The organism is Burkholderia sp. F1 (assembly GCF_050813845.1).
Lineage (GTDB): Bacteria > Pseudomonadota > Gammaproteobacteria > Burkholderiales > Burkholderiaceae > Burkholderia > Burkholderia ubonensis.
The window spans coordinates 3,408,568-3,429,003 of the sequence record NZ_CP172422.1 but is presented as its reverse complement, the minus strand read 5'-3'; the positions used below and the strand labels follow the sequence as shown (position 1 = coordinate 3,429,003).

Genomic DNA, 20,436 nt, shown 5'->3' with positions numbered 1-20,436 from the left:
AGAAATGCTCTTTAAAAATTAACAGCCGATAAGTGTGGGCGCTTGATGACCGCGAGCCGATCTTCGGATCGGATTAGCAAAAGTATCAAGAGTCTCACACTAAAGTAAGTCAGGTTTATGAAGCAATTCATATTCCTGTCAGCTTTGAGTGAGCGACCGGTTCTACGGAACCGAAAACAGTAACAGGTTTGAACTGAAGAGTTTGATCCTGGCTCAGATTGAACGCTGGCGGCATGCCTTACACATGCAAGTCGAACGGCAGCACGGGTGCTTGCACCTGGTGGCGAGTGGCGAACGGGTGAGTAATACATCGGAACATGTCCTGTAGTGGGGGATAGCCCGGCGAAAGCCGGATTAATACCGCATACGATCTACGGATGAAAGCGGGGGATCTTCGGACCTCGCGCTATAGGGTTGGCCGATGGCTGATTAGCTAGTTGGTGGGGTAAAGGCCTACCAAGGCGACGATCAGTAGCTGGTCTGAGAGGACGACCAGCCACACTGGGACTGAGACACGGCCCAGACTCCTACGGGAGGCAGCAGTGGGGAATTTTGGACAATGGGGGAAACCCTGATCCAGCAATGCCGCGTGTGTGAAGAAGGCCTTCGGGTTGTAAAGCACTTTTGTCCGGAAAGAAATCCTCTGCCCTAATATGGCGGGGGGATGACGGTACCGGAAGAATAAGCACCGGCTAACTACGTGCCAGCAGCCGCGGTAATACGTAGGGTGCGAGCGTTAATCGGAATTACTGGGCGTAAAGCGTGCGCAGGCGGTTTGCTAAGACCGATGTGAAATCCCCGGGCTCAACCTGGGAACTGCATTGGTGACTGGCAGGCTAGAGTATGGCAGAGGGGGGTAGAATTCCACGTGTAGCAGTGAAATGCGTAGAGATGTGGAGGAATACCGATGGCGAAGGCAGCCCCCTGGGCCAATACTGACGCTCATGCACGAAAGCGTGGGGAGCAAACAGGATTAGATACCCTGGTAGTCCACGCCCTAAACGATGTCAACTAGTTGTTGGGGATTCATTTCCTTAGTAACGTAGCTAACGCGTGAAGTTGACCGCCTGGGGAGTACGGTCGCAAGATTAAAACTCAAAGGAATTGACGGGGACCCGCACAAGCGGTGGATGATGTGGATTAATTCGATGCAACGCGAAAAACCTTACCTACCCTTGACATGGTCGGAATCCTGAAGAGATTCGGGAGTGCTCGAAAGAGAACCGGCGCACAGGTGCTGCATGGCTGTCGTCAGCTCGTGTCGTGAGATGTTGGGTTAAGTCCCGCAACGAGCGCAACCCTTGTCCTTAGTTGCTACGCAAGAGCACTCTAAGGAGACTGCCGGTGACAAACCGGAGGAAGGTGGGGATGACGTCAAGTCCTCATGGCCCTTATGGGTAGGGCTTCACACGTCATACAATGGTCGGAACAGAGGGTCGCCAACCCGCGAGGGGGAGCTAATCCCAGAAAACCGATCGTAGTCCGGATTGCACTCTGCAACTCGAGTGCATGAAGCTGGAATCGCTAGTAATCGCGGATCAGCATGCCGCGGTGAATACGTTCCCGGGTCTTGTACACACCGCCCGTCACACCATGGGAGTGGGTTTTACCAGAAGTGGCTAGTCTAACCGCAAGGAGGACGGTCACCACGGTAGGATTCATGACTGGGGTGAAGTCGTAACAAGGTAGCCGTATCGGAAGGTGCGGCTGGATCACCTCCTTTCTAGAGCTATCTCGCACAAGTTGAGCGCTCACGCTTATCGGCTGTAAATCAAGACAGACTCAGGGGTCTGTAGCTCAGTCGGTTAGAGCACCGTCTTGATAAGGCGGGGGTCGTTGGTTCGAATCCAACCAGACCCACCAATTGTCTGGCGGAACACACCTGAGGAAGTCTCTGTACATGGGGGCATAGCTCAGCTGGGAGAGCACCTGCTTTGCAAGCAGGGGGTCGTCGGTTCGATCCCGTCTGCCTCCACCAATCACCAACGCTAAGTATTCAGCTTTGAATATTTTGCATTGGCGATTGAGCCAGTCAGAGTGATATGAGTAACACCATATCGGCTGTCGTTCTTTAACAATCTGGAAGAAGTAAGTAATTTGGATAGCGGAAGCGTCTTTGAGATGGACGTGAAAACTATCCGGGTTGTGATTGTATCGATGTATCTCAAGATGATTCGAACTTCATGTTCGGCTCAATTGGAATACGGCACAACGCGAGAACTCAACCTGTAACGAGACAGACTCGTTATAGGGTCAAGCGAACAAGTGCATGTGGTGGATGCCTTGGCGATCACAGGCGATGAAGGACGCGGTAGCCTGCGAAAAGCTACGGGGAGCTGGCAAACAAGCTTTGATCCGTAGATGTCCGAATGGGGAAACCCACTCCTTTTGGAGTATCCATAGCTGAATACATAGGCTATGTGAAGCGAACGCGGTGAACTGAAACATCTAAGTAACCGCAGGAAAAGAAATCAACCGAGATTCCCAAAGTAGTGGCGAGCGAAATGGGATGAGCCTTGTACTCTTTATTTGTATTGTTAGCCGAACGCTCTGGAAAGTGCGGCCATAGCAGGTGATAGCCCTGTAGGCGAAAACAGTATGAAAGAACTAAGTGTACGACAAGTAGGGCGGGACACGTGAAATCCTGTCTGAAGATGGGGGGACCATCCTCCAAGGCTAAATACTCGTGATCGACCGATAGTGAACCAGTACCGTGAGGGAAAGGCGAAAAGAACCCCGGGAGGGGAGTGAAATAGATCCTGAAACCGCATGCATACAAACAGTCGGAGCCTCGCAAGGGGTGACGGCGTACCTTTTGTATAATGGGTCAGCGACTTACGTTCAGTAGCAAGCTTAACCGTATAGGGCAGGCGTAGCGAAAGCGAGTCCGAATAGGGCGTTCAGTTGCTGGGCGTAGACCCGAAACCAAGTGATCTATCCATGGCCAGGATGAAGGTGCGGTAACACGTACTGGAGGTCCGAACCCACTAACGTTGAAAAGTTAGGGGATGAGCTGTGGATAGGGGTGAAAGGCTAAACAAACTTGGAAATAGCTGGTTCTCTCCGAAAACTATTTAGGTAGTGCCTCGTGTCTCACCTTCGGGGGTAGAGCACTGTCATGGTTGGGGGGTCTATTGCAGATTACCCCGCCATAGCAAACTCCGAATACCGAAGAGTGCAATCACGGGAGACAGACATCGGGTGCTAACGTCCGGTGTCAAGAGGGAAACAACCCAGACCGCCAGCTAAGGTCCCCAAATATAGCTAAGTGGGAAACGAAGTGGGAAGGCTAAAACAGTCAGGAGGTTGGCTTAGAAGCAGCCACCCTTTAAAGAAAGCGTAATAGCTCACTGATCGAGTCGTCCTGCGCGGAAGATGTAACGGGGCTAAGCTATATACCGAAGCTGCGGATGCGTGCTTGGCACGCATGGTAGGAGAGCGTTCCGTAAGCCTGCGAAGGTGCGTTGAAAAGCGTGCTGGAGGTATCGGAAGTGCGAATGCTGACATGAGTAGCGATAAAGGGGGTGAAAGGCCCCCTCGCCGTAAGCCCAAGGTTTCCTACGCAACGTTCATCGGCGTAGGGTGAGTCGGCCCCTAAGGCGAGGCAGAAATGCGTAGCTGATGGGAAGCAGGTCAATATTCCTGCACCATTGTTAGATGCGATGGGGGGACGGATCGCGGAAGGTTGTCCGGGTGTTGGAAGTCCCGGTCGCTGCATTGGAGAAGGCGCTTAGGCAAATCCGGGCGCGGAATTCAAGGGTGTGGCGCGAGCTTCTTAGGAAGCGAAGCAATTGGAAGTGGTTCCAAGAAAAGCCTCTAAGCTTCAGTCTAACGATGACCGTACCGCAAACCGACACAGGTGGGCGAGATGAGTATTCTAAGGCGCTTGAGAGAACTCGGGAGAAGGAACTCGGCAAATTGGTACCGTAACTTCGGGATAAGGTACGCCCTTGTAGCTTGACCAGCCTGCGCTGGAAGGGTGAAGGGGTTGCAATAAACTGGTGGCTGCGACTGTTTAATAAAAACACAGCACTCTGCAAACACGAAAGTGGACGTATAGGGTGTGACGCCTGCCCGGTGCCGGAAGATTAAATGATGGGGTGCAAGCTCTTGATTGAAGTCCCGGTAAACGGCGGCCGTAACTATAACGGTCCTAAGGTAGCGAAATTCCTTGTCGGGTAAGTTCCGACCTGCACGAATGGCGTAACGATGGCCACACTGTCTCCTCCCGAGACTCAGCGAAGTTGAAGTGTTTGTGATGATGCAATCTACCCGCGGCTAGACGGAAAGACCCCATGAACCTTTACTGTAGCTTTGCATTGGACTTTGAACCGATCTGTGTAGGATAGGTGGGAGGCTATGAAACCGGAACGCTAGTTTCGGTGGAGCCGTCCTTGAAATACCACCCTGGTTTGTTTGAGGTTCTAACCTTGGCCCGTGATCCGGGTCGGGGACAGTGCATGGTAGGCAGTTTGACTGGGGCGGTCTCCTCCCAAAGCGTAACGGAGGAGTACGAAGGTACGCTAGGTACGGTCGGAAATCGTGCTGATAGTGCAATGGCATAAGCGTGCTTAACTGCGAGACCGACAAGTCGAGCAGGTGCGAAAGCAGGTCATAGTGATCCGGTGGTTCTGTATGGAAGGGCCATCGCTCAACGGATAAAAGGTACTCTGGGGATAACAGGCTGATACCGCCCAAGAGTTCATATCGACGGCGGTGTTTGGCACCTCGATGTCGGCTCATCTCATCCTGGGGCTGTAGCCGGTCCCAAGGGTATGGCTGTTCGCCATTTAAAGAGGTACGTGAGCTGGGTTTAAAACGTCGTGAGACAGTTTGGTCCCTATCTGCCGTGGGCGTTGGATATTTGAAGGGGGCTGCTCCTAGTACGAGAGGACCGGAGTGGACGAACCTCTGGTGTACCGGTTGTCACGCCAGTGGCATCGCCGGGTAGCTATGTTCGGAAGAGATAACCGCTGAAAGCATCTAAGCGGGAAACTCGCCTTAAGATGAGATATCCCTGGGGACTAGATCCCCTTGAAGGGTCGTTCGAGACCAGGACGTTGATAGGTCAGGTGTGTAAGCGCAGTAATGCGTTCAGCTAACTGATACTAATTGCCCGTAAGGCTTGATCCTATAACAAGTCTGTTTTACAGCGGTTGAATGACCGCGATGTGTGCGATACGCACAACCTAAATTACTGCTTCTTCCAAGATTGGTCGCGCTGCGAAGCGACGCGACAACCCTCTTTGCCTGATGACCATAGCGAGTCGGTCCCACCCCTTCCCATCCCGAACAGGACCGTGAAACGACTCTACGCCGATGATAGTGCGGATTCCCGTGTGAAAGTAGGTAATCGTCAGGCTCCCTAAGCCAGAAACCCCCGCCCAAAAGGCGGGGGTTTTTGCATTTCTGCGCCGGATTTGCACAAGATCAATCGGGCTCGAAACGAAAGATGCTCCGAATGCGCTGCAGGAATTGCCCTTTCGGGCCAATGTCGGGCGACGCGCGAACCGCTATCTCGCGATGGAGGATCTGCATTCCGCGACGTACCGATTTGTCGAAGGCCGCCGCCAGTTCGGCGTTTTTCGCCAGCAATGGCGCGATCGCTTCGCGCGGGAGTCGGTGAATCGTGCAATGTGTGAGCGCCGCCGCGGTGGCGGCATGCGGCGCCGCGGTAAACATGCCGATCTCGCCGACATATTCTCCCGCACCAATGCGGCCGACCGTCCCGGTGACGGCACCGGATTTTCGCGTCAATTCCACAATCCCCGACGTCACGACATAGAGCGCCTCATCCACGGCGTCTTGCAGGAAAAGTGTTTCTCCAGGCTCGAGCCGAAGCACTTCGAAAAGGCTGGCGAGACTGTCGAGTTGCCGCTCGTCGAGACATTCGAACAGGACGATGTCGCGAAGCAGCCGGCGCACGGTGCCCACTTCATTCGAGACATTGAAACCGGTGGTTCTGTCCTGATTGTCGTGAGCGAGAAAGCCCGCGTAGTGCAATTGGCGGCGAACGGTTCGCAGCAGGATGTCCGTTGTGGACGACAGTTGCCTCGCGTCGGCAACCGAAAATGAAATTCGATAACCATTCCGTTCCGTCCCGAGCTGAATCAGGACCGCGCTCGGGGCGGGGATTCGCAGGATGTCCGGGCACAGCAGCGCCGCGTGAGACAGGGCTTCGATCACGCGTTCCGGAACGGCGCTTGCCGGCCAGGCTACCTCGACGGATGCCGCTCTGCGCTGACTCGGGATGCTCTTGTTGATGATCTCGGCTTTGGCGATCAGGCTGTTCGGAATGATCGCCATATCATCGTCATCGGTATGGATCCGGATCGATCGCCAGTTGATCTGGGTGACGATGCCCTCGATCCTGTCGGCAATCTGGATTCGATCTCCCACGCCAAACGGCGCTTCGACGCCGACCGCGATGCCGGAGAAAACGTCCGCCAGCGTGTTTTGAAGCGCCAGGCCGAGGACGATCGCCACGACGCCCGACGTGGCGACCACGCCTGTCACCGGTAGCGCGTAGACGGAGTTCAGGACGATAGCCGCGGTCGCGAGATAGATGGCGGCGACGAGGAGGTCCGAAAACAGCCTGGCTCCTCGCGAGCGCCGATCGCGATGGCGTGCGAACGAGAGCCCGGCCACCACGATCCGCGAGCCGAGCAGCCACCATGCACCCCCTATCGCGCGGAGCCATATGCCTCCGTTATCGGCGTGATCCTGCAAGGGCGGGAACACCGGAAGGTGGATGCCCTGCTTGTGAAAATAGAAACTGATGGCGAGAAAACAGCTTGCGTCGAAGGTGATCCGGACGCTGTCCGAAAAGCGTCGAAGCCCGAGCACGCCGGCGATCGTGATGGCGATCAACGTGGCGGCAGAGATAAGTGTCAGATTCACCTGAATCCTCGTTCCGTATTGTCACGTCGCAGCGCCGGCGTTCCGCTTGCGCATGCCGACATACGGCCGCCGACACAGCCGTGCCGTAGACGCCGGTCGAGGCAGGGTTGGCTCACAGAGGCCGGCTAACGTTGCAGATGGGATGCGGGTGCCCGGCATCCATCGAACGCCGACCGTATCGACAAGGCACTGAATGGGCAGAAGGTCGGGCAGTCCCGACGAGACGAAGATCGCTCGTGCCAGACACGCGAGCGACGGCGCGCCCAGTGGCGCGCGCCTGCTCAACGTGCCCGGCGCAAGCGATTCCGGGCGTGCGTGTGCTTGTCCCAAGATCGCGCGACGACTGCACCGTCGCGCGACCTGGCAAGCTAGCCCGGCGAAAGGGAGATAACGGCCTCAGATTCCTTCTCGCCGAAGGGAGAGGAGGCCGAGCAGGACTTCGTCGCGGCGAGCCGCCAACTGATCGATCGATTGACCGCCGACCTCGTCCTGAACGCCAGCCACCACTTTCCGACGAAGTTCCGGCGTAATTTGCGGCGAACCCAGAACCTTCCACCAGGCGGTCATCGGGCCGGTGAACTGGTCGAAGAAGTGCTCGATGCCGCCTTGCCCGCCACCGAGATGGAACAACATGTTCGGGCCCATGATGCCCCAACGCAGGCCCGGTCCCCAGCACACCGCGGTATCGGCGTCCTTGACGTTCACGACGTCTTCCGCGACCAGATGCACGATCTCGCGCCAGAGCGCCGCCTGAAGACGATTCGCAACGTGGCCGGGCACTTCCTTGTTGAGCTGGATGGTCTTCTTCCCCAGGCGCGTATAGAACGCGGTCGCCCGCTCGATCGTTTCCCGTGACGTCTTCGCGCCTCCGACGATCTCGACCAGCGGAATGAGATGCGGCGGGTTGAACGGGTGGCCGATCACGCAGCGCTCGGGATGGCGCTCGCAGGCCGACTGGATCTCGCTCATCGTCAGGCCGGAAGAGCTCGACGCGATGATCGCGTCCGGCGCCAGAATGGCGTCGAGATGCTTGTAGAGATCCTTCTTGAAGTCGATTCGTTCGGGGCCGTTCTCCTGCACGAAATCGCTGCCGATCACCGCTTCGTCGAGATTGGCGGTGAACTGCAGTCTTGAACGCGACGCGCCCGGCGCGAGCCCGAACTGCTCCAGAGCGGGCCACGCCGCGTCGACGAATGCCCTGAGCTTCGGCTCGGCATCCGGGGCAATGTCGGTCGCGACGACGTCCAGGCCCCTGGCCAGAAACAGCGCGGCCCAGCTTGCACCGATGACCCCGGTGCCGATGATGGCAATGCGGTTGATATCTTTGCCCATGGCTGACAATCCTTCGAATGGAGTGGGGTCAGACGAACGCGCTGAAACCGGTAACCGCCTTGCCGACGATCAGGTGGTTCATTTCGCGTGTGCCTTCGTAAGAATAGAGCGCTTCCGCGTCGGCAAAGAAGCGCGCGACGTTGTAGTCGAGGACGATGCCGTTGCCGCCGAATATTTCACGGGCCCACGCAACGGTCTCGCGCATGCGGCTCGTGCAGAATGCCTTGGCCAGCGACGATTGCTGGTCGAGCAGCTTGCCCTGATCCTGCAATTCGGCGAGCCGTACGACCATGCATTGCGACGCAGTGATGTTGCCGAGCATCTTGGCGAAGTGGTCCTGCACCATCTGGAACGACGCGATCGGTCTGCCGAACTGCTCGCGGGTCTGCGCGTAACGCAGCGCGTGCTCGTAGGCGCCCATGCTGCAACCGACTGCTTCCCACGCCACGTATTGACGGGTGAGCCGAAGCACGCGCGCCGTATCGCGAAACGACAGGTCGGCCTGGAGACGGTTCTCTTCAGGCACCCGGCAATTGTCGAGCGTGATCACGCCGTTCTGCACGACGCGCAGCGCGATCTTGTTCTCGATCTTCTCGACGGAAAAGCCCGGCGTGGTTTTGTTCTCGACGATGAAACCCTTGACCTGGTTGTCGTCGACATCGCGTGCCCAGATGATCGACAGGTCGCACCACGGGGAATTGCCGATCCACCGCTTCTGGCCATTGAGCACCCACGTATCGCCCTCCCGCTTGGCGGTCGTCAGCAGGCCGCCGCCGGCGCCCGATCCGACCAGCGGCTCGGTCAGTCCGAAGCAACCGATTTTTTCAAGCCGTGCCATCGGGGGCAGCCATTTCTGCTTCTGTTCCTCCGACCCGCCGAGATAGATCGACCCCATGGCCAGCCCGCTATGGACGCCGTAGAAGGTCGAGATCGACGAGTCGACCCGTGCCAGCTCCATCGCGATGAAGCCATCGAGAAGCGTGCTGCCGCCGGGGCAGCCATAGCCTTCGAAACCGACGCCGACGATGTCGAGATCCCTGATCTCGGGGATCAGCTCGAACGGGAATGCATCCGCGGCCCAGAACTTGTTGATCACCGGCGCGACCCGGTCCTCCATGAAGGCGCGCACCCGTTTCAGCAGCGCGCGCTCGTCTTCGCTCAGGAACTCGTGAATCAGATAGAAGTCGCTGTCGGGCGCCGGAAGCGGGTGGTTGGGCTTCGAGCTGGCAGTCATGATGATTTCCTATAAAAGCGTTGATCAGGATGCATTCGACGGGGCGCGCAGGTAGTCGTGGACGACTTCGGCGCCCGCGATCGTCAGGTCGGTCAGGATATGGATCGCGGATAGCACCTCGAGCACCGGCAGTTTCGCGACCGGCGCGAAGCAATGCGGATGCAGCTCCAGAGAGGCGGGCCCGGTCCACGCGCCCTTCACCGTGACGTCGGTCACGTGATACTTGACCAGTTCGCAGACCCGGGCCGACCCGTCGACGTGAGGGAGGATTTTCAGCAGGAAGCCGGGCGCCTCGAGCGTCTTCCTGACGACGGCGAGATCCAGCGGCTCGTACTTGTAAGCCATCGTCGCGGTCGCGACGCGCACGCCGTTGTAGTCGAGCGTTCCCACCAGCGCATCGTTTCGAACTTCGAGCTTCGGTTGCGCCAGTACTTTAGGAAAACCAAGCAATTCGCGACCGGAGGCAATGCCGGCCTCGCTGTCGAGGTACATCGCGTGGGTATAGCCGCCGGCTGCGCCGTTGAACGACACCGGAATGACCTGTCCCGATTCCGTGTAGGAGCCGAGCCCGCTCGAATCCGGCATCTTGATGAATTCGTATTTGACGATCGGCTCGGCCGGAAGCAGCGGCGCGGGTACGACGCGGGCAAGCGCTTCCGGATCGGTGCGATAGGTCACGATGATGAATTCGCGATCGACGAACCGGAAAGGCGGCTTGGGATAGGCCGGGCTGCAGATCGGCATGGCGTACGCGCGGCTGCGGATTTCGTCTTCAGTCATGAATGGCTCCGGGTGTGCGGCAGGCCATGGCCGGCCGCTGGATGGTTGCCGGAGCGGCTCGTTCGAGCCGCTCGACACGTTGGGATTCAAGCCTCGCTTGCGAAACGAGCGACAACGCCTGCGTCCTGGAGGCGGGTGATATCCGCGTCGTCGAAGCCCATTTCTTTCAGGATGTCCGTTCCGTGCTCGCCGAGTTGCGGCGCCGCGCCGGGCTTGACCTTCTGCTGCCCGACAATCTGAATCGGATTGCTGACCGTGCGCGTGGCGGGCCTGCCCGGCACTTCGAGCGGCACGACGATCCCGTTGGTTTCGAGCTGAGGATCGTGAATGATTTCGTCGGCGATCTGCACGACACCGAAAATCACGCGTTCGGCAGTGAAGGCCTGTTTCCAGAACGCCAGCGGCTGGCTGGCAAACAGCGGGTCGAGAATCTCGACCAGCGCGGCCGAATGCGCGATGCGCTGCGCGTCGTCGGCAAAGCGCGGATCCTCGAGCAGCTCGGGCATGCCGATGGCGCGGACAAGGCCGGGCCATTCCTTGTGTTGAGCGGCGACCAGCAGGAACCAGCGGCCGTCCGACGTCTGGTAAGGATTGAGCAGCGCGTTGGGCGGATTTTTCCGGTCGTGCTGAGGGAAGAACCTGCCGCCGTTGAGTCCGCCTTCGACCCAGGCCGCCGCTGCCCAGATGCCGTTCGCGATCAGGGAGGTCGTCACATGGCTGCCTTTGCCGGTCGTCGTGCGCGCGTAGAGCGCGGTGACGATCGCGGCATACAGCGTGGTCGCCGTGGCGTGGTCGCCAATTCCGGGAATGGGAAGGGTCGGCGGACTGCCGGCATCGTGGGTGACCTCCATCAGGCCGGACCGTGCCCAGTAGGCCGTGACGTCGAAACCCGGCGTGTTGGCCTCGGGCCCTGCAGAGCCGTATCCGGTGATGTCGGCATAGATCAACCTCGGATTGAGCGGCGAGAGGGCCTCGTAGGTCACCCCCAAAGTCTCGCGCACGCGCGGCGGGAAATTGACGACCACGACATCTGCCCACCTGACCAGACGCGTCAGGACTTCCCGTGCATCGTTCGACTTCAGGTCGAGGGCGATGCTGCGTTTATTGCGATTCGTCAGTTGCCATGCGTAGTTCGTGCTGGCGACGGGATTCGGCGGAATGCTCGAGAAGAAGCGATAGACGTCGCCCGTACCCGGCGGCTCGATCTTGATGACGTCCGCGCCGAAGTCGGCGAGGATCGTCGTGGCAGCCGGGCCGGCAATGTAGCTCGCGAGGTCGAGCACCTTGAGGCCTGAAAATACGTGTTGTCCGTCAATCATGGGAGTGTTCCGAATTCAAGGTTGGGTATTCACGCGACGCACGCGGAAATATTTTTTTTTAATGGCAAGCGAACATGGAGAAGCCGCTGCCTGTCAGCGCCCCACGAACTTCGGAGGGCGCTTCTCGAGAAAGGCGGTGGTGCCTTCCTTCTTGTCGTCGGTGGCGGCGCATAGCGCAAAGAGCTGCCCTTCCAGCGCCAGCCCTTCCGGCAAGGCCGCGTTGAGCCCGAGGTTGACGGCGTCGATCGCATAGGCGACGGCCAGCGGCCCGTTCGCCGCGATTTGCGCCAGGATGGCTTCGGCCCGACCGATCAGGGCGTCGGCGGCGACGACTTCATTCACGAGGCCGATCCGATACGCCTCTTCTGCCGAAACCATCTCGCCGGTCAGGATGAGCTGCAACGCGATCCCTTTGCCGACGAGGCGCGGGAGCCGTTGCGTGCCGCCGAAGCCGGGAATGAGGCCCAGCCTGATTTCTGGTTGTCCGAACTTCGCGCCCGGACTCGCGAGCCGGATCGTGCAGGCCAGCGCCGTCTCGCATCCGCCGCCGAGCGCCAGCCCGTTCACGGCTGCGATCACAGGCTTGCCGAGACGCTCGACGAGATCGAGCAGCGCCTGGCCGGCGCGCGTTCTCTGTTCCGCTTCGATCGGCGTCGCGGTCGCCAATTCGGTGATGTCCGCACCGGCGATGAACGCTCGATTGCCTGCGCCGGTGAGGATGACCCCGCGAATCTGCGGGTCGTCTCGCGCATCTTCAAACGCTGCGCGCAGCTCCGCGATCGCCTGCTGGTTCAGGGCATTCATCACCTCGGGGCGGTTCAGCGTCAGATAGGCGGTCGCGTTGCGCTTTTCGTAGAGGACGGTGTCGAAGGTGGGGGCTGGGGAATCGTGTGGCATCGGATCGACTTTTCAAACAGATGACTTGCGCCCGTTCGAGAGGGGCGGCTCAAACAACGCGGATCCACGCCGGCCGCTGGCGCCGGGCACGATGCCGAGGGGGCTGCCGTCTCAGGCATCGAGAACCGGAACGTCCTCCACGACCGTGGCGAGAATCAGAAAATTCAAATTGACCGGGTTCGAATGCCGGACGCGGACTGGTCGATAGACAAGATCGCCGACTTCAATGGCGGCATGCGTCAGCGCACAGATGCCGGGGCGTCGCGCGATCGCGACCTTCCAGATCTGATCCTCGTATCGACATGCGGTCGGGTCTTGCCACGAAACACTGATCGTCGAGTGGCTCAGCCGTTCCAGTACCCTGACCGAACGGACTGCTGAGCACTCGTTCGAGGGCGCGCTTCGTCCGGCGGTCGAGCCGGGAACCCGGCCTTGGCCTGCATGCCGATCGTCGCCGTCGAGCATGTCAACCATGTGCGCCCATATCTGGCAATTCGGTGTACTGATTACCACCTTGATACCTCCCCTTACATTGACGTAAGTTAAACTTAGCGGTACCGATCAAGGCCCATCTTAAGGCGACGTTGATCTACAGCATATGTCGCAACACACAACGCAATTAGCTCTTTTTCCAAAGACAGGCGAGTTCGGTGGTAAACCGCACATAGCCGTGTCGGCAGCAGGCGCGACGAGGCAGCGCAGCGGCGAAAGCCCTGCGGCTGTCTCTTTGTTCAGACGAGAACGGGCGGGCCGCGCTTACTTGTGCGGGCCGCGCAGCTTGATGGCCATGTCGAGCTTCGAGATCCAGCCGGCGTCGTCGAGCCGCGCGCCGAGGATGTTTTCGATTCGCTCCAGGCGGTAGTTGAGGGTGTTGGGGTGGATACCGAGCACGCTGGCGGTCGCCTTGCGTCGCTGCAGTTGATCGAAGTAGGTTCGGAGTGTTTCGAGCAAATCCGGCTCGCTGGCAAGCCGTTCCACCAGCGAGACCAGATAGCTCAGCACGCGCTTTGTGCCACGCACGCTTTCTTCGAGCGCGATCTCGGAATAGAGACGCACGCACGCCTGGTCGGCCCGGCCTCGGCCGAAACTGAGCGCCCGGCCTGCCTCATCCGCGGTTACAGCCCAGCCTGGCGCGCCTTCGCCCGGCAGACCGACGCCAATCGCGTTGACTTCAGGGATGGTATCCGCGACGGATGCGATCTGCTTGCCCATCTGGCGATCGCTCATGCCGATCAGGTCGCCGAGCTGGATGGGGATCCACACGAGCAATCGCCCGCCAAACCAGATGTCGAAGAGCTCGTCGACCGGCAATTTGACGCATCGGGCCGTCGCCGCGACGATTCGGTCGATTTCGGTCTTGAAGGTGGGGGAGTTGCTGTCGATCGCATCGACATCGATCGCCAGCGCGATGCGCGGAATGGCGCCGTTCAGGCGCAGCGCGGCCGTGGTCTTGGAGAAACCGTCGGTGTCTTCGGGAAAATTGAAAATGATGCTGTGCAGCTGATACCGCAGCGATTCTCGCCAGCGCGCCTGTTTGTATTGTTCTTCCAGGTAAGTCTGGGAAATGACTTGCGCCAGCGTGTCGAAAAACTCCATCAGATGAGGTGACACCCGAAACAGCAGCTCATCGCGCAGGCCGGCGTATTGCTCGTCGAGCTCGATATAGCAGCACCAGAGCTCGCGAGATCCCAGTCGAAACGCGCGCAGCAGCGCTTCGAGGGGAACGCTCTGGTAGACCCGCCGGCGGCCGTATTCCCGGAAGCTCTCGAACGCCTCCTCCGACGGCAGGCGACCGGACAACAGCGTGTCGAGCCAGAGCCGCGAAGACAAGGCGATCGAATGGCGGATATCCAGCCTGGTGGGCGAATCGAGATCGGCATACGGCTTGACATTCATGACCGCCTTGCACACTCGATCGATGACGCTCGCATGATTCAGGACCACGCTTTCGGTCCACTCGCGCAAGGCCGGGGATATGTCAGGGACTTGGACTGTCACGTTGTTCGCTCCTGGTGCCGACAGGCTTCACGTCGAGCGAGGTTGGGACGGAATCGTATCGGATTCCTTGGCGTCGCCGCGCTCGATCGGGGTCACGCCCAGCCCGCTCTGGACCGCCTCGAACCGCGACCCGACCTTGAGTTTCTCGAAGATGTTCTTCAAATGCCATTTGATGGTCTCGGGCGCGACGCGCAACGCCCGGCCGATTTCCTTGTTCGACAAGCCTTGGGCGATATGGTTGAGGATCTCGATCTCACGCGCGCTGAGAAGATGCCGGGCGGCGCGCGGATCATCGTCGCCTGCCAGCCCCCGCTGCGGGTCGAACGCGGCGAGCAGCCGGTCGACGAAGACACGTTGAACCCCCGCGCGATCGGGCGTGTCGCGGGCCCATCTCGTCAGCAGGCGCAGCGACGGCTCGCCTTCGTCGACGAAACTGCTGATCATGCCGTTCGACTGCGCGTAGCGCAGTGCGTCTTCCAGCGCCGCGGACGCCGCTTCATGCGCGTTTGCCTGCTCGAGCGCCAGCGCGCGCAACAGCGACGTCCGTGCCTCGAGGTATTTCATTCCGGCTCGGGCGAACGTGTGCTTCAGCTCGTCGAGCCGTTCGGCGGCCCGATCGGATCGGCCCGTTGCGATGTCGAGCCGCGCCTGGACCTCGCACCAGCTTGCCCATGTCTCGAGGAAGCTGCCCATCTGCGTCGGAGGGCGCTCGGGCATGAGTGCCGCCAACCTGTCGGCGGTTTGCTTGGCGCGCTCGAGCCAGCCACGTTGCAGGCACAAGCGCACGAGGTCGGCGTCGCACGACGCACGCAGGCGCAGCCAGTGCCGGGCGGCGGCAATTTCCGTTCCTTGTTCCAGGCAGAGCAAGGCCGACGCGATATCGCCGTGCCTCGCGTGCAGCCGCGCCGCAGTGCGACAGTAGCTTGACAGCGACCCGAGCGGACACGCTTGCGCGGTGATGGCCGATCGGTCGTTGATGAGTTGCCGGGCACGGGCCAGATCGTTCTGCTCGTAGCAGACCGCGGCCAGGTAGCCCGCCGGAACCGCCGCCGCGGCGGAGTGGCGGCAGACGTTCGCTTCCGCGTAGGCGAGAGCCGACTGGAACAGCGCGGCTGCCTCCGACAACCGTCCATTGACCAGGACATTCAGTCCGAACATGCATTCGCGGTAGACGCCCGCGTAGAGAGCTTCGAGATCGCCGCTTGGCGCGACGGCCTGTTCGCGCCTGATCTGCTCGACCTCGTCGAAGCGGCCGTCGTACGTCAAGCCGAAGATCTGCGCGGATTCGCTAATCCGCCGGACCCACGCCGGGACCGGCAGCGGAGAAGCGGCCGCTTCACGACCGAGATCAAGCGACCGGTAGCTGTCGTCGCGAAAGCCGCAGACGGCAGCGGCCACCGCAATCGCCTCGATTTGCAGCATCGCGTCGCTTTCGCTCCGGGCGCCATCGACGGGGGAGCGCGCGAGTTCGGCTTTCACCGACTGCAGCATGCTGCCGGCCTCCGGCGTCTGCATCAGGAAGGCGAGGGCCAAGGCGTTGGCAAGCCGCAGCCGCAATCTCGATTCCACCAGAGGACGGGGCAGCTTGCCGATCAGGCTCAACAACATGCTCACGTCGCTGCGATCGATCAACGCCATCGCGCAGTGCTCGACCCAGGTCGCGGCCTGCTGCGCGTCGCCGGCCGCCAGCGCATGGCGCACGGCCTCCGGCCACTGGCGCTCGGCCGCGAGCCACTGGCTGGCGCGACGGTGCAGCTTCGGCATCTCGTCAGCCAGTTGCCGGGCAGCGCGTCGCCGGAGTGCGTCGGACATCAGCGCGTGATACCGGAACCATTGCCGCTCGTCGTCGAGCGCGCGTGTAAACAGGTTGTGGCTTTCCAGCCAGTCGAGTTTTTCCCAGCTGCGCGCCCCGGCGCCCATGACGGCATCGCACAGTCCGGGGCTCAGCCGATCGAGAATCGACGTGCGCAGCAGGAATTGATAGACGGCCGGCGGAAGGCGCGCCAGAACCGCGTCGTCGAGATAGGCGTCGATGCCGAACCGGTTGCCGGCGAGATCGCGGGCGACCTTGGCGGCGTCCGTTGCGTCCCGCAGCGACAGCGACGCCAGTTGCAGGCCGGCTATCCATCCTTCGGTTGCATCGTGGAGCAGCTCGACAGCGGGGCGGTCGAGCGTTGCGGTAGCCGCGCGCGCGAAGAACGCCTGCGCGTCATCGGCGGAAAAACGCAGATCGGATTCGTCGATCCGCAGGAGCTGGCCCTGAGCCTGGAATGGGGCGAGCGCCAGCTTGGGCTCGCTGCGCGCGCCGAGCAGGACATGGAAGTTGTCGGGCGCATAGCGCAACAGGCGAGACACCGCCGCACGCACCGGGACGGACACGAGGCGGTCGAAGTCGTCGAGGACCAGAAAGACCTTCTTGCCGCAGGTGGCGATCTCGTTGAGCAGGACCGAGACGACGGTTCTGCCCGGGGTCAGCGGATCCTCGCGCAGCAGCCTCTCGGCGTGCTGCCCGACACCGCCCGTGCCGCGGCTCAGTGCAGCGACCAGATAAGCGCCGAACTGGTCGGGATCGTCGTCGTCGCTGTCCAGGCTGAGCCAGGCGACGAGCTGGTGCCGTGTGCGTAGCACTTCGCACCATTCGGACAACATCGTAGTTTTCCCGAACCCCGCCGGCGCGATGATCAGGGTGACCGTGTGCTGGGCCGCCGCCGCCAGCTTCTTCAGCAGCGTCCGCCGCGTTACCCGGCAGCGTGGCGGGCGCGGCGGCGCCATTTTCGTTTGTATGAGTGAGAGATCCCAGCGTTGTTCGTCGGGATCGGTCGGTTGATTCATTGCGATATACCTGGAAGATGCCGCCTCATCATAATCCGGGCCGCGATTCGGGTGATGAGGGTTTTCCCACGGGAGGGGGGTGCCCGTCTCCCATCCCCCCCGGCGCCCCGGGCCGACCCTCCCCTTCGGTCGAGCGCACACCGGTGCGCCGGCTCGTAATCTTGGCTCGCATGCGCGTGTTCCCGAAAAAGTGGGGACGATCCGGGCCGGGGCGTCCTCCGCGATTGACCGGAGCGGCTGCATCAGCATGGCCGCCCCGTTCGCCGGCCGCATGGCCGCGGTCATCTCCATCAATCGATCGAGCGTCGTGACGATCCGGTCGCGCCGTGACGTGCGCGGAGTCGTTCGACGCCGCGCGGATGGGGACTTGATTCAAAAACAATGATCTTGACTGGAGGAGATGGATGAAATCGTCAACGTGTCTGCGAGCACTTGGTCTTTCTGTCGCGGCGTCGCTGGGTACGGCGCCCGGACTGGTTCACGCTCAGAGCAGCGTCACGTTGTATGGCGTGGTCGATGCGGCACTGCTGTACACGAACAAGTCGTTGAACACGAAGACCGGCGCGAACGACGGCCACAAGTTCGCGATGGTCGACGGCGCCGCGTCGGCTTCGCGATTCGGCCTGAGAGGGGTCGAAGATCTCGGGGGCGGGCTGAAGGCGACCTTCGTCCTCGAGAGCGGCATCGATGTCCCGAGCGGCGGGTTCGGCAATTCGAACGGCAACCTGTTCGGCCGTCAGGCATGGATCGGGTTGAGCGGCGGCTTCGGAACGCTCAAGGCCGGCCTGCAATACTCGCCGTTCGTGCTCGCCCAGATCGCGACCGACCCGCGCGACATCGCCTATTTCGGCAGCGGCGCGGTGATCTATGTCGACAACGTGCTGGTCACGGGACTGTTCAATCAGAATGCCGTGTCCTATACGAGCCCGGTGATCGCGGGATTCCAGGGCAGCGCGATGTTCGGCTTCGGCGGCAAGGCAGGCGATTTCCAGTCGGGCCGGCAGTATTCGGCCAGCCTGAAATATCAATCGGGCGGTTTGCTCGTCACGGCGGCGCTCTACAACGGTAACGCAGGCGGCACGGCCGCGACGCCGATTCCCAGCACCGTGCCGTTCACCGGCCGCTCGATCGGCGCCGCGTACGATTTCGGCAACGTGACCGTCAAGGCTTCTTACGCGCTCTACAAGGTGAGCGGATCGTTCGACAACCGGGTGGTCGGAGGCGGAGCAAGCTACCTGCTTACGCCTGCGATCGACCTCGACGCCGGCGCCTGGTACACGAGCGACGGCAACGATACGGGCAATCACTCGCTCCTGACCGCGATCGGCTTGCGGTATTTCCTGTCGAAGGCCACGGCGCTTTACGGACAGGTCGGCGTCGTCCATAACCATGGCCGGATGAACACCGGGCTGTCGATCAACGGCGCGTTGCACGAGGGGGCGGGCACGACCGTGGGCGCCGTGCTCGGCATCCGCCATTCGTTCTAGGCCCGGGAGCACGCCGTGCGTCGCAGTGGCGCACGGCGTGCTCCGGCCGATGGCATTGTGAGTACCCACAATTGCGTTGTTAGTTATTCCAATTCTCTTGCCGTCGCGGCGCGCTTACCATCAAAAGTCGAGTCGCGCGGGATCTGTCAACAGTCCTCCGTTCTTCCAGCCGGGGCCGCATCGGCGTCCGGCTTTCGCGACAGGCGCGCGGCGGTCCGCCCGGGCCTGGTTCCGTCGTGCCCATTCAATCATCGAGTCAACCTTGCGGCATTCGATCATGCCTCCATTGCCCGTTGTCGTGCGTACCTTGCTGATGCGCTCATCGACCGCCCTGAAATCCGTTTCGCTCGCGGCAAGCCTGTTGCTGGGCGGCTGTGCGAGCGCGCCGTCGCTCGTCGTGTTCGGCGCCGCATTTCCGGACTGGTTGTTCTGCATCGTCTTCGGCGTGCTGGGCACCGTCATCGTCCATGTCGTGCTGGGCAGGCGCGGCAAGCGCGCGTTGCTCGCGCCGCTCGCGATCAGTTACCCGGCGCTGTGCGCGCTGCTCGCGATGGCGTTCTGGCTGTTCTTCTTCCCCCACTGATTCCGCGTACCGCATATGTCCGACGCCTCCAGCGCCTCGCGCAAAAAGTCACTTCCCGCGTTGCTCATCGTTGTTGCCGCACTGGTGGTGCTCGGCGTCGTCCTGTGGCGGATCGATCGCACACCGAGTACCGACGATGCGTACGTTTATGCCGACACGATCAACGTGGTGCCGGAAGTCAACGGACGCATCGTCGAGATGCCGGTGCGCGACAACCAGCCGGTCAAGCGGGGCGATCTGCTGTTCCGGATCGATCCGCGGCCCTACCAGGATGCGCTGAATCAGGCGCGGGCACGGCTCGATACGCTCGACAAGCAGATCGCCCTCACGCAGCGCTCGGTCAATGCGCAGCAGTACAACGCGGAATCCGTGAAGGCGGCGGTCGAGCGCTCGCGCGCGCAGGCGAATCAGGCGACCGATACGCTCCGTCGCATCGAGCCGCTGCTTGCGCATGGCTACACGTCGGCGGAAGACGTCGATCGGGCCCGCACCGCGCAACGCGCGGCGCAAGCCGAATTGAATGCCGCGATGCTGCAGGCCCAGCAAGCCGCGGCGGCAGTGAGCGGCGTGGATGCGCTGGTCGCGCAACGTGCCGAAGTCAGCGCGCAGATCGCGATCGCTGAATTGAATCTCGAGTTTACCGAGGTGCGTGCGCCGTTCGACGGGCGAGTCGCGGCGTTGCGCACGACGGTGGGGCAGTTCGCTTCGGCGCTCAAGCCGGTGTTCACGTTGATCGACACGCGTCACTGGTACGTGGTTGCGAATTTCCGCGAAACCGACCTGAAGGGCGTGCATGCGGGGATTCCGGCCACCGTCTATCTGATGAGCGACACCGGCAAGCGTTTCGAGGGCACGGTCGATTCGATCAGCTACGGCGTGCTCCCCGACGATGGCGGCGTGGTGCTGGAAGGGTTGCCGCGCGTGCAGCGCAGCATCAACTGGGTGCACGTGTCGCAGCGCTTCCCGGTCAAGATCGCGGTGCAGAACCCGGACCCGGCGCTGTTCAGGGTCGGCACGTCGGCGGTCGCCACGCTGCGCCGCGACGGCCGCGCGCACGATGCATCCCGCTGAGCG

Annotated in this window: 12 protein-coding genes, 2 tRNA genes and 3 rRNA genes; 8 read left to right on the top strand and 9 right to left on the bottom strand. The window is 61.1% G+C overall.

Annotation, left to right across the window (positions count from 1 at the left end):
- The first annotated feature begins 190 nt into the window (after positions 1-190).
- The 5 genes from ACFIMZ_RS33985 to rrf all read left to right on the top strand — a co-directional run bounded on the left by ACFIMZ_RS33985 (position 191) and on the right by rrf (position 5,362).
- Positions 191-1,723: ribosomal RNA gene (locus ACFIMZ_RS33985) — 16S ribosomal RNA — on the top strand.
- A 63-nt stretch (positions 1,724-1,786) separates the two neighbouring features.
- Positions 1,787-1,863 (top strand) — tRNA-Ile (locus tag ACFIMZ_RS33980).
- A gap of 39 nt (positions 1,864-1,902) precedes the next feature.
- A tRNA-Ala gene (locus tag ACFIMZ_RS33975) sits at positions 1,903-1,978 on the top strand.
- 273 nt (positions 1,979-2,251) lie between these two features.
- A 23S ribosomal RNA gene (locus ACFIMZ_RS33970) occupies positions 2,252-5,133 on the top strand.
- A 116-nt stretch (positions 5,134-5,249) separates the two neighbouring features.
- Positions 5,250-5,362: ribosomal RNA gene (gene rrf / locus ACFIMZ_RS33965) — 5S ribosomal RNA — on the top strand.
- The 16S, 23S and 5S rRNA genes sit together here with 2 tRNA genes alongside, the layout of an rRNA operon.
- 68 nt (positions 5,363-5,430) lie before the next feature.
- On the opposite strand, the gene ACFIMZ_RS33960 is transcribed toward rrf, so the two are convergent.
- From ACFIMZ_RS33960 to ACFIMZ_RS33920, 9 genes are all read right to left on the bottom strand, one after another.
- Positions 5,431-6,900 (bottom strand): mechanosensitive ion channel family protein, encoded by a 1,470-nt coding sequence (locus tag ACFIMZ_RS33960; RefSeq protein WP_431823786.1) that lies wholly within the window; start codon positions 6,898-6,900, stop codon positions 5,431-5,433.
- A gap of 396 nt (positions 6,901-7,296) precedes the next feature.
- A complete protein-coding gene (locus ACFIMZ_RS33955) occupies positions 7,297-8,232 on the bottom strand; it encodes a 3-hydroxyacyl-CoA dehydrogenase NAD-binding domain-containing protein (protein WP_431823785.1) in 936 nt (311 codons plus the stop codon).
- A gap of 28 nt (positions 8,233-8,260) precedes the next feature.
- Complete coding sequence (locus ACFIMZ_RS33950) at positions 8,261-9,466, bottom strand: acyl-CoA dehydrogenase family protein (protein WP_431823784.1); 1,206 nt, start codon at positions 9,464-9,466, stop codon at positions 8,261-8,263.
- A 24-nt stretch (positions 9,467-9,490) separates the two neighbouring features.
- Positions 9,491-10,246 carry an acetoacetate decarboxylase gene (locus ACFIMZ_RS33945; protein ID WP_431823783.1) on the bottom strand — a complete coding sequence of 252 codons (756 nt, stop codon included), beginning with the start codon at positions 10,244-10,246 and terminating at the stop codon, positions 9,491-9,493.
- Between the two features lie 86 nt (positions 10,247-10,332).
- The gene (locus tag ACFIMZ_RS33940; protein WP_431823782.1) at positions 10,333-11,565 is read right to left on the bottom strand and encodes a CaiB/BaiF CoA transferase family protein; all 1,233 of its coding nucleotides are present in this window, start codon (positions 11,563-11,565) and stop codon (positions 10,333-10,335) included.
- Positions 11,566-11,658: 93 nt separating this feature from the next.
- The gene (locus ACFIMZ_RS33935; RefSeq protein ID WP_431823781.1) at positions 11,659-12,462 is read right to left on the bottom strand and encodes an enoyl-CoA hydratase/isomerase family protein; all 804 of its coding nucleotides are present in this window, start codon (positions 12,460-12,462) and stop codon (positions 11,659-11,661) included.
- A 111-nt stretch (positions 12,463-12,573) separates the two neighbouring features.
- Complete coding sequence (locus tag ACFIMZ_RS33930) at positions 12,574-12,936, bottom strand: DUF3331 domain-containing protein (protein WP_431823780.1); 363 nt, start codon at positions 12,934-12,936, stop codon at positions 12,574-12,576.
- 282 nt (positions 12,937-13,218) lie between these two features.
- The gene (locus tag ACFIMZ_RS33925; protein ID WP_431823779.1) at positions 13,219-14,460 is read right to left on the bottom strand and encodes a PucR family transcriptional regulator; all 1,242 of its coding nucleotides are present in this window, start codon (positions 14,458-14,460) and stop codon (positions 13,219-13,221) included.
- A gap of 27 nt (positions 14,461-14,487) precedes the next feature.
- Positions 14,488-17,292, bottom strand: coding sequence for a LuxR C-terminal-related transcriptional regulator (locus tag ACFIMZ_RS33920; RefSeq protein ID WP_431823778.1), 2,805 nt, complete (start codon positions 17,290-17,292; stop codon positions 14,488-14,490).
- A 404-nt stretch (positions 17,293-17,696) separates the two neighbouring features.
- On the opposite strand from ACFIMZ_RS33920, the gene ACFIMZ_RS33915 reads away from it, so the two are divergent.
- The 3 genes from ACFIMZ_RS33915 to mdtN all read left to right on the top strand — a co-directional run bounded on the left by ACFIMZ_RS33915 (position 17,697) and on the right by mdtN (position 20,433).
- Positions 17,697-18,779, top strand: a complete 1,083-nt coding sequence (locus tag ACFIMZ_RS33915) for a porin (RefSeq protein WP_431823777.1) — start codon at positions 17,697-17,699, stop codon at positions 18,777-18,779.
- Positions 18,780-19,092: 313 nt separating this feature from the next.
- Positions 19,093-19,362, top strand: coding sequence for a YtcA family lipoprotein (locus tag ACFIMZ_RS33910; RefSeq protein WP_431823776.1), 270 nt, complete (start codon positions 19,093-19,095; stop codon positions 19,360-19,362).
- A 15-nt stretch (positions 19,363-19,377) separates the two neighbouring features.
- Positions 19,378-20,433 carry a multidrug transporter subunit MdtN gene (gene mdtN, locus ACFIMZ_RS33905; protein WP_431823775.1) on the top strand — a complete coding sequence of 352 codons (1,056 nt, stop codon included), beginning with the start codon at positions 19,378-19,380 and terminating at the stop codon, positions 20,431-20,433.
- Positions 20,434-20,436: the final 3 nt, after the last annotated feature.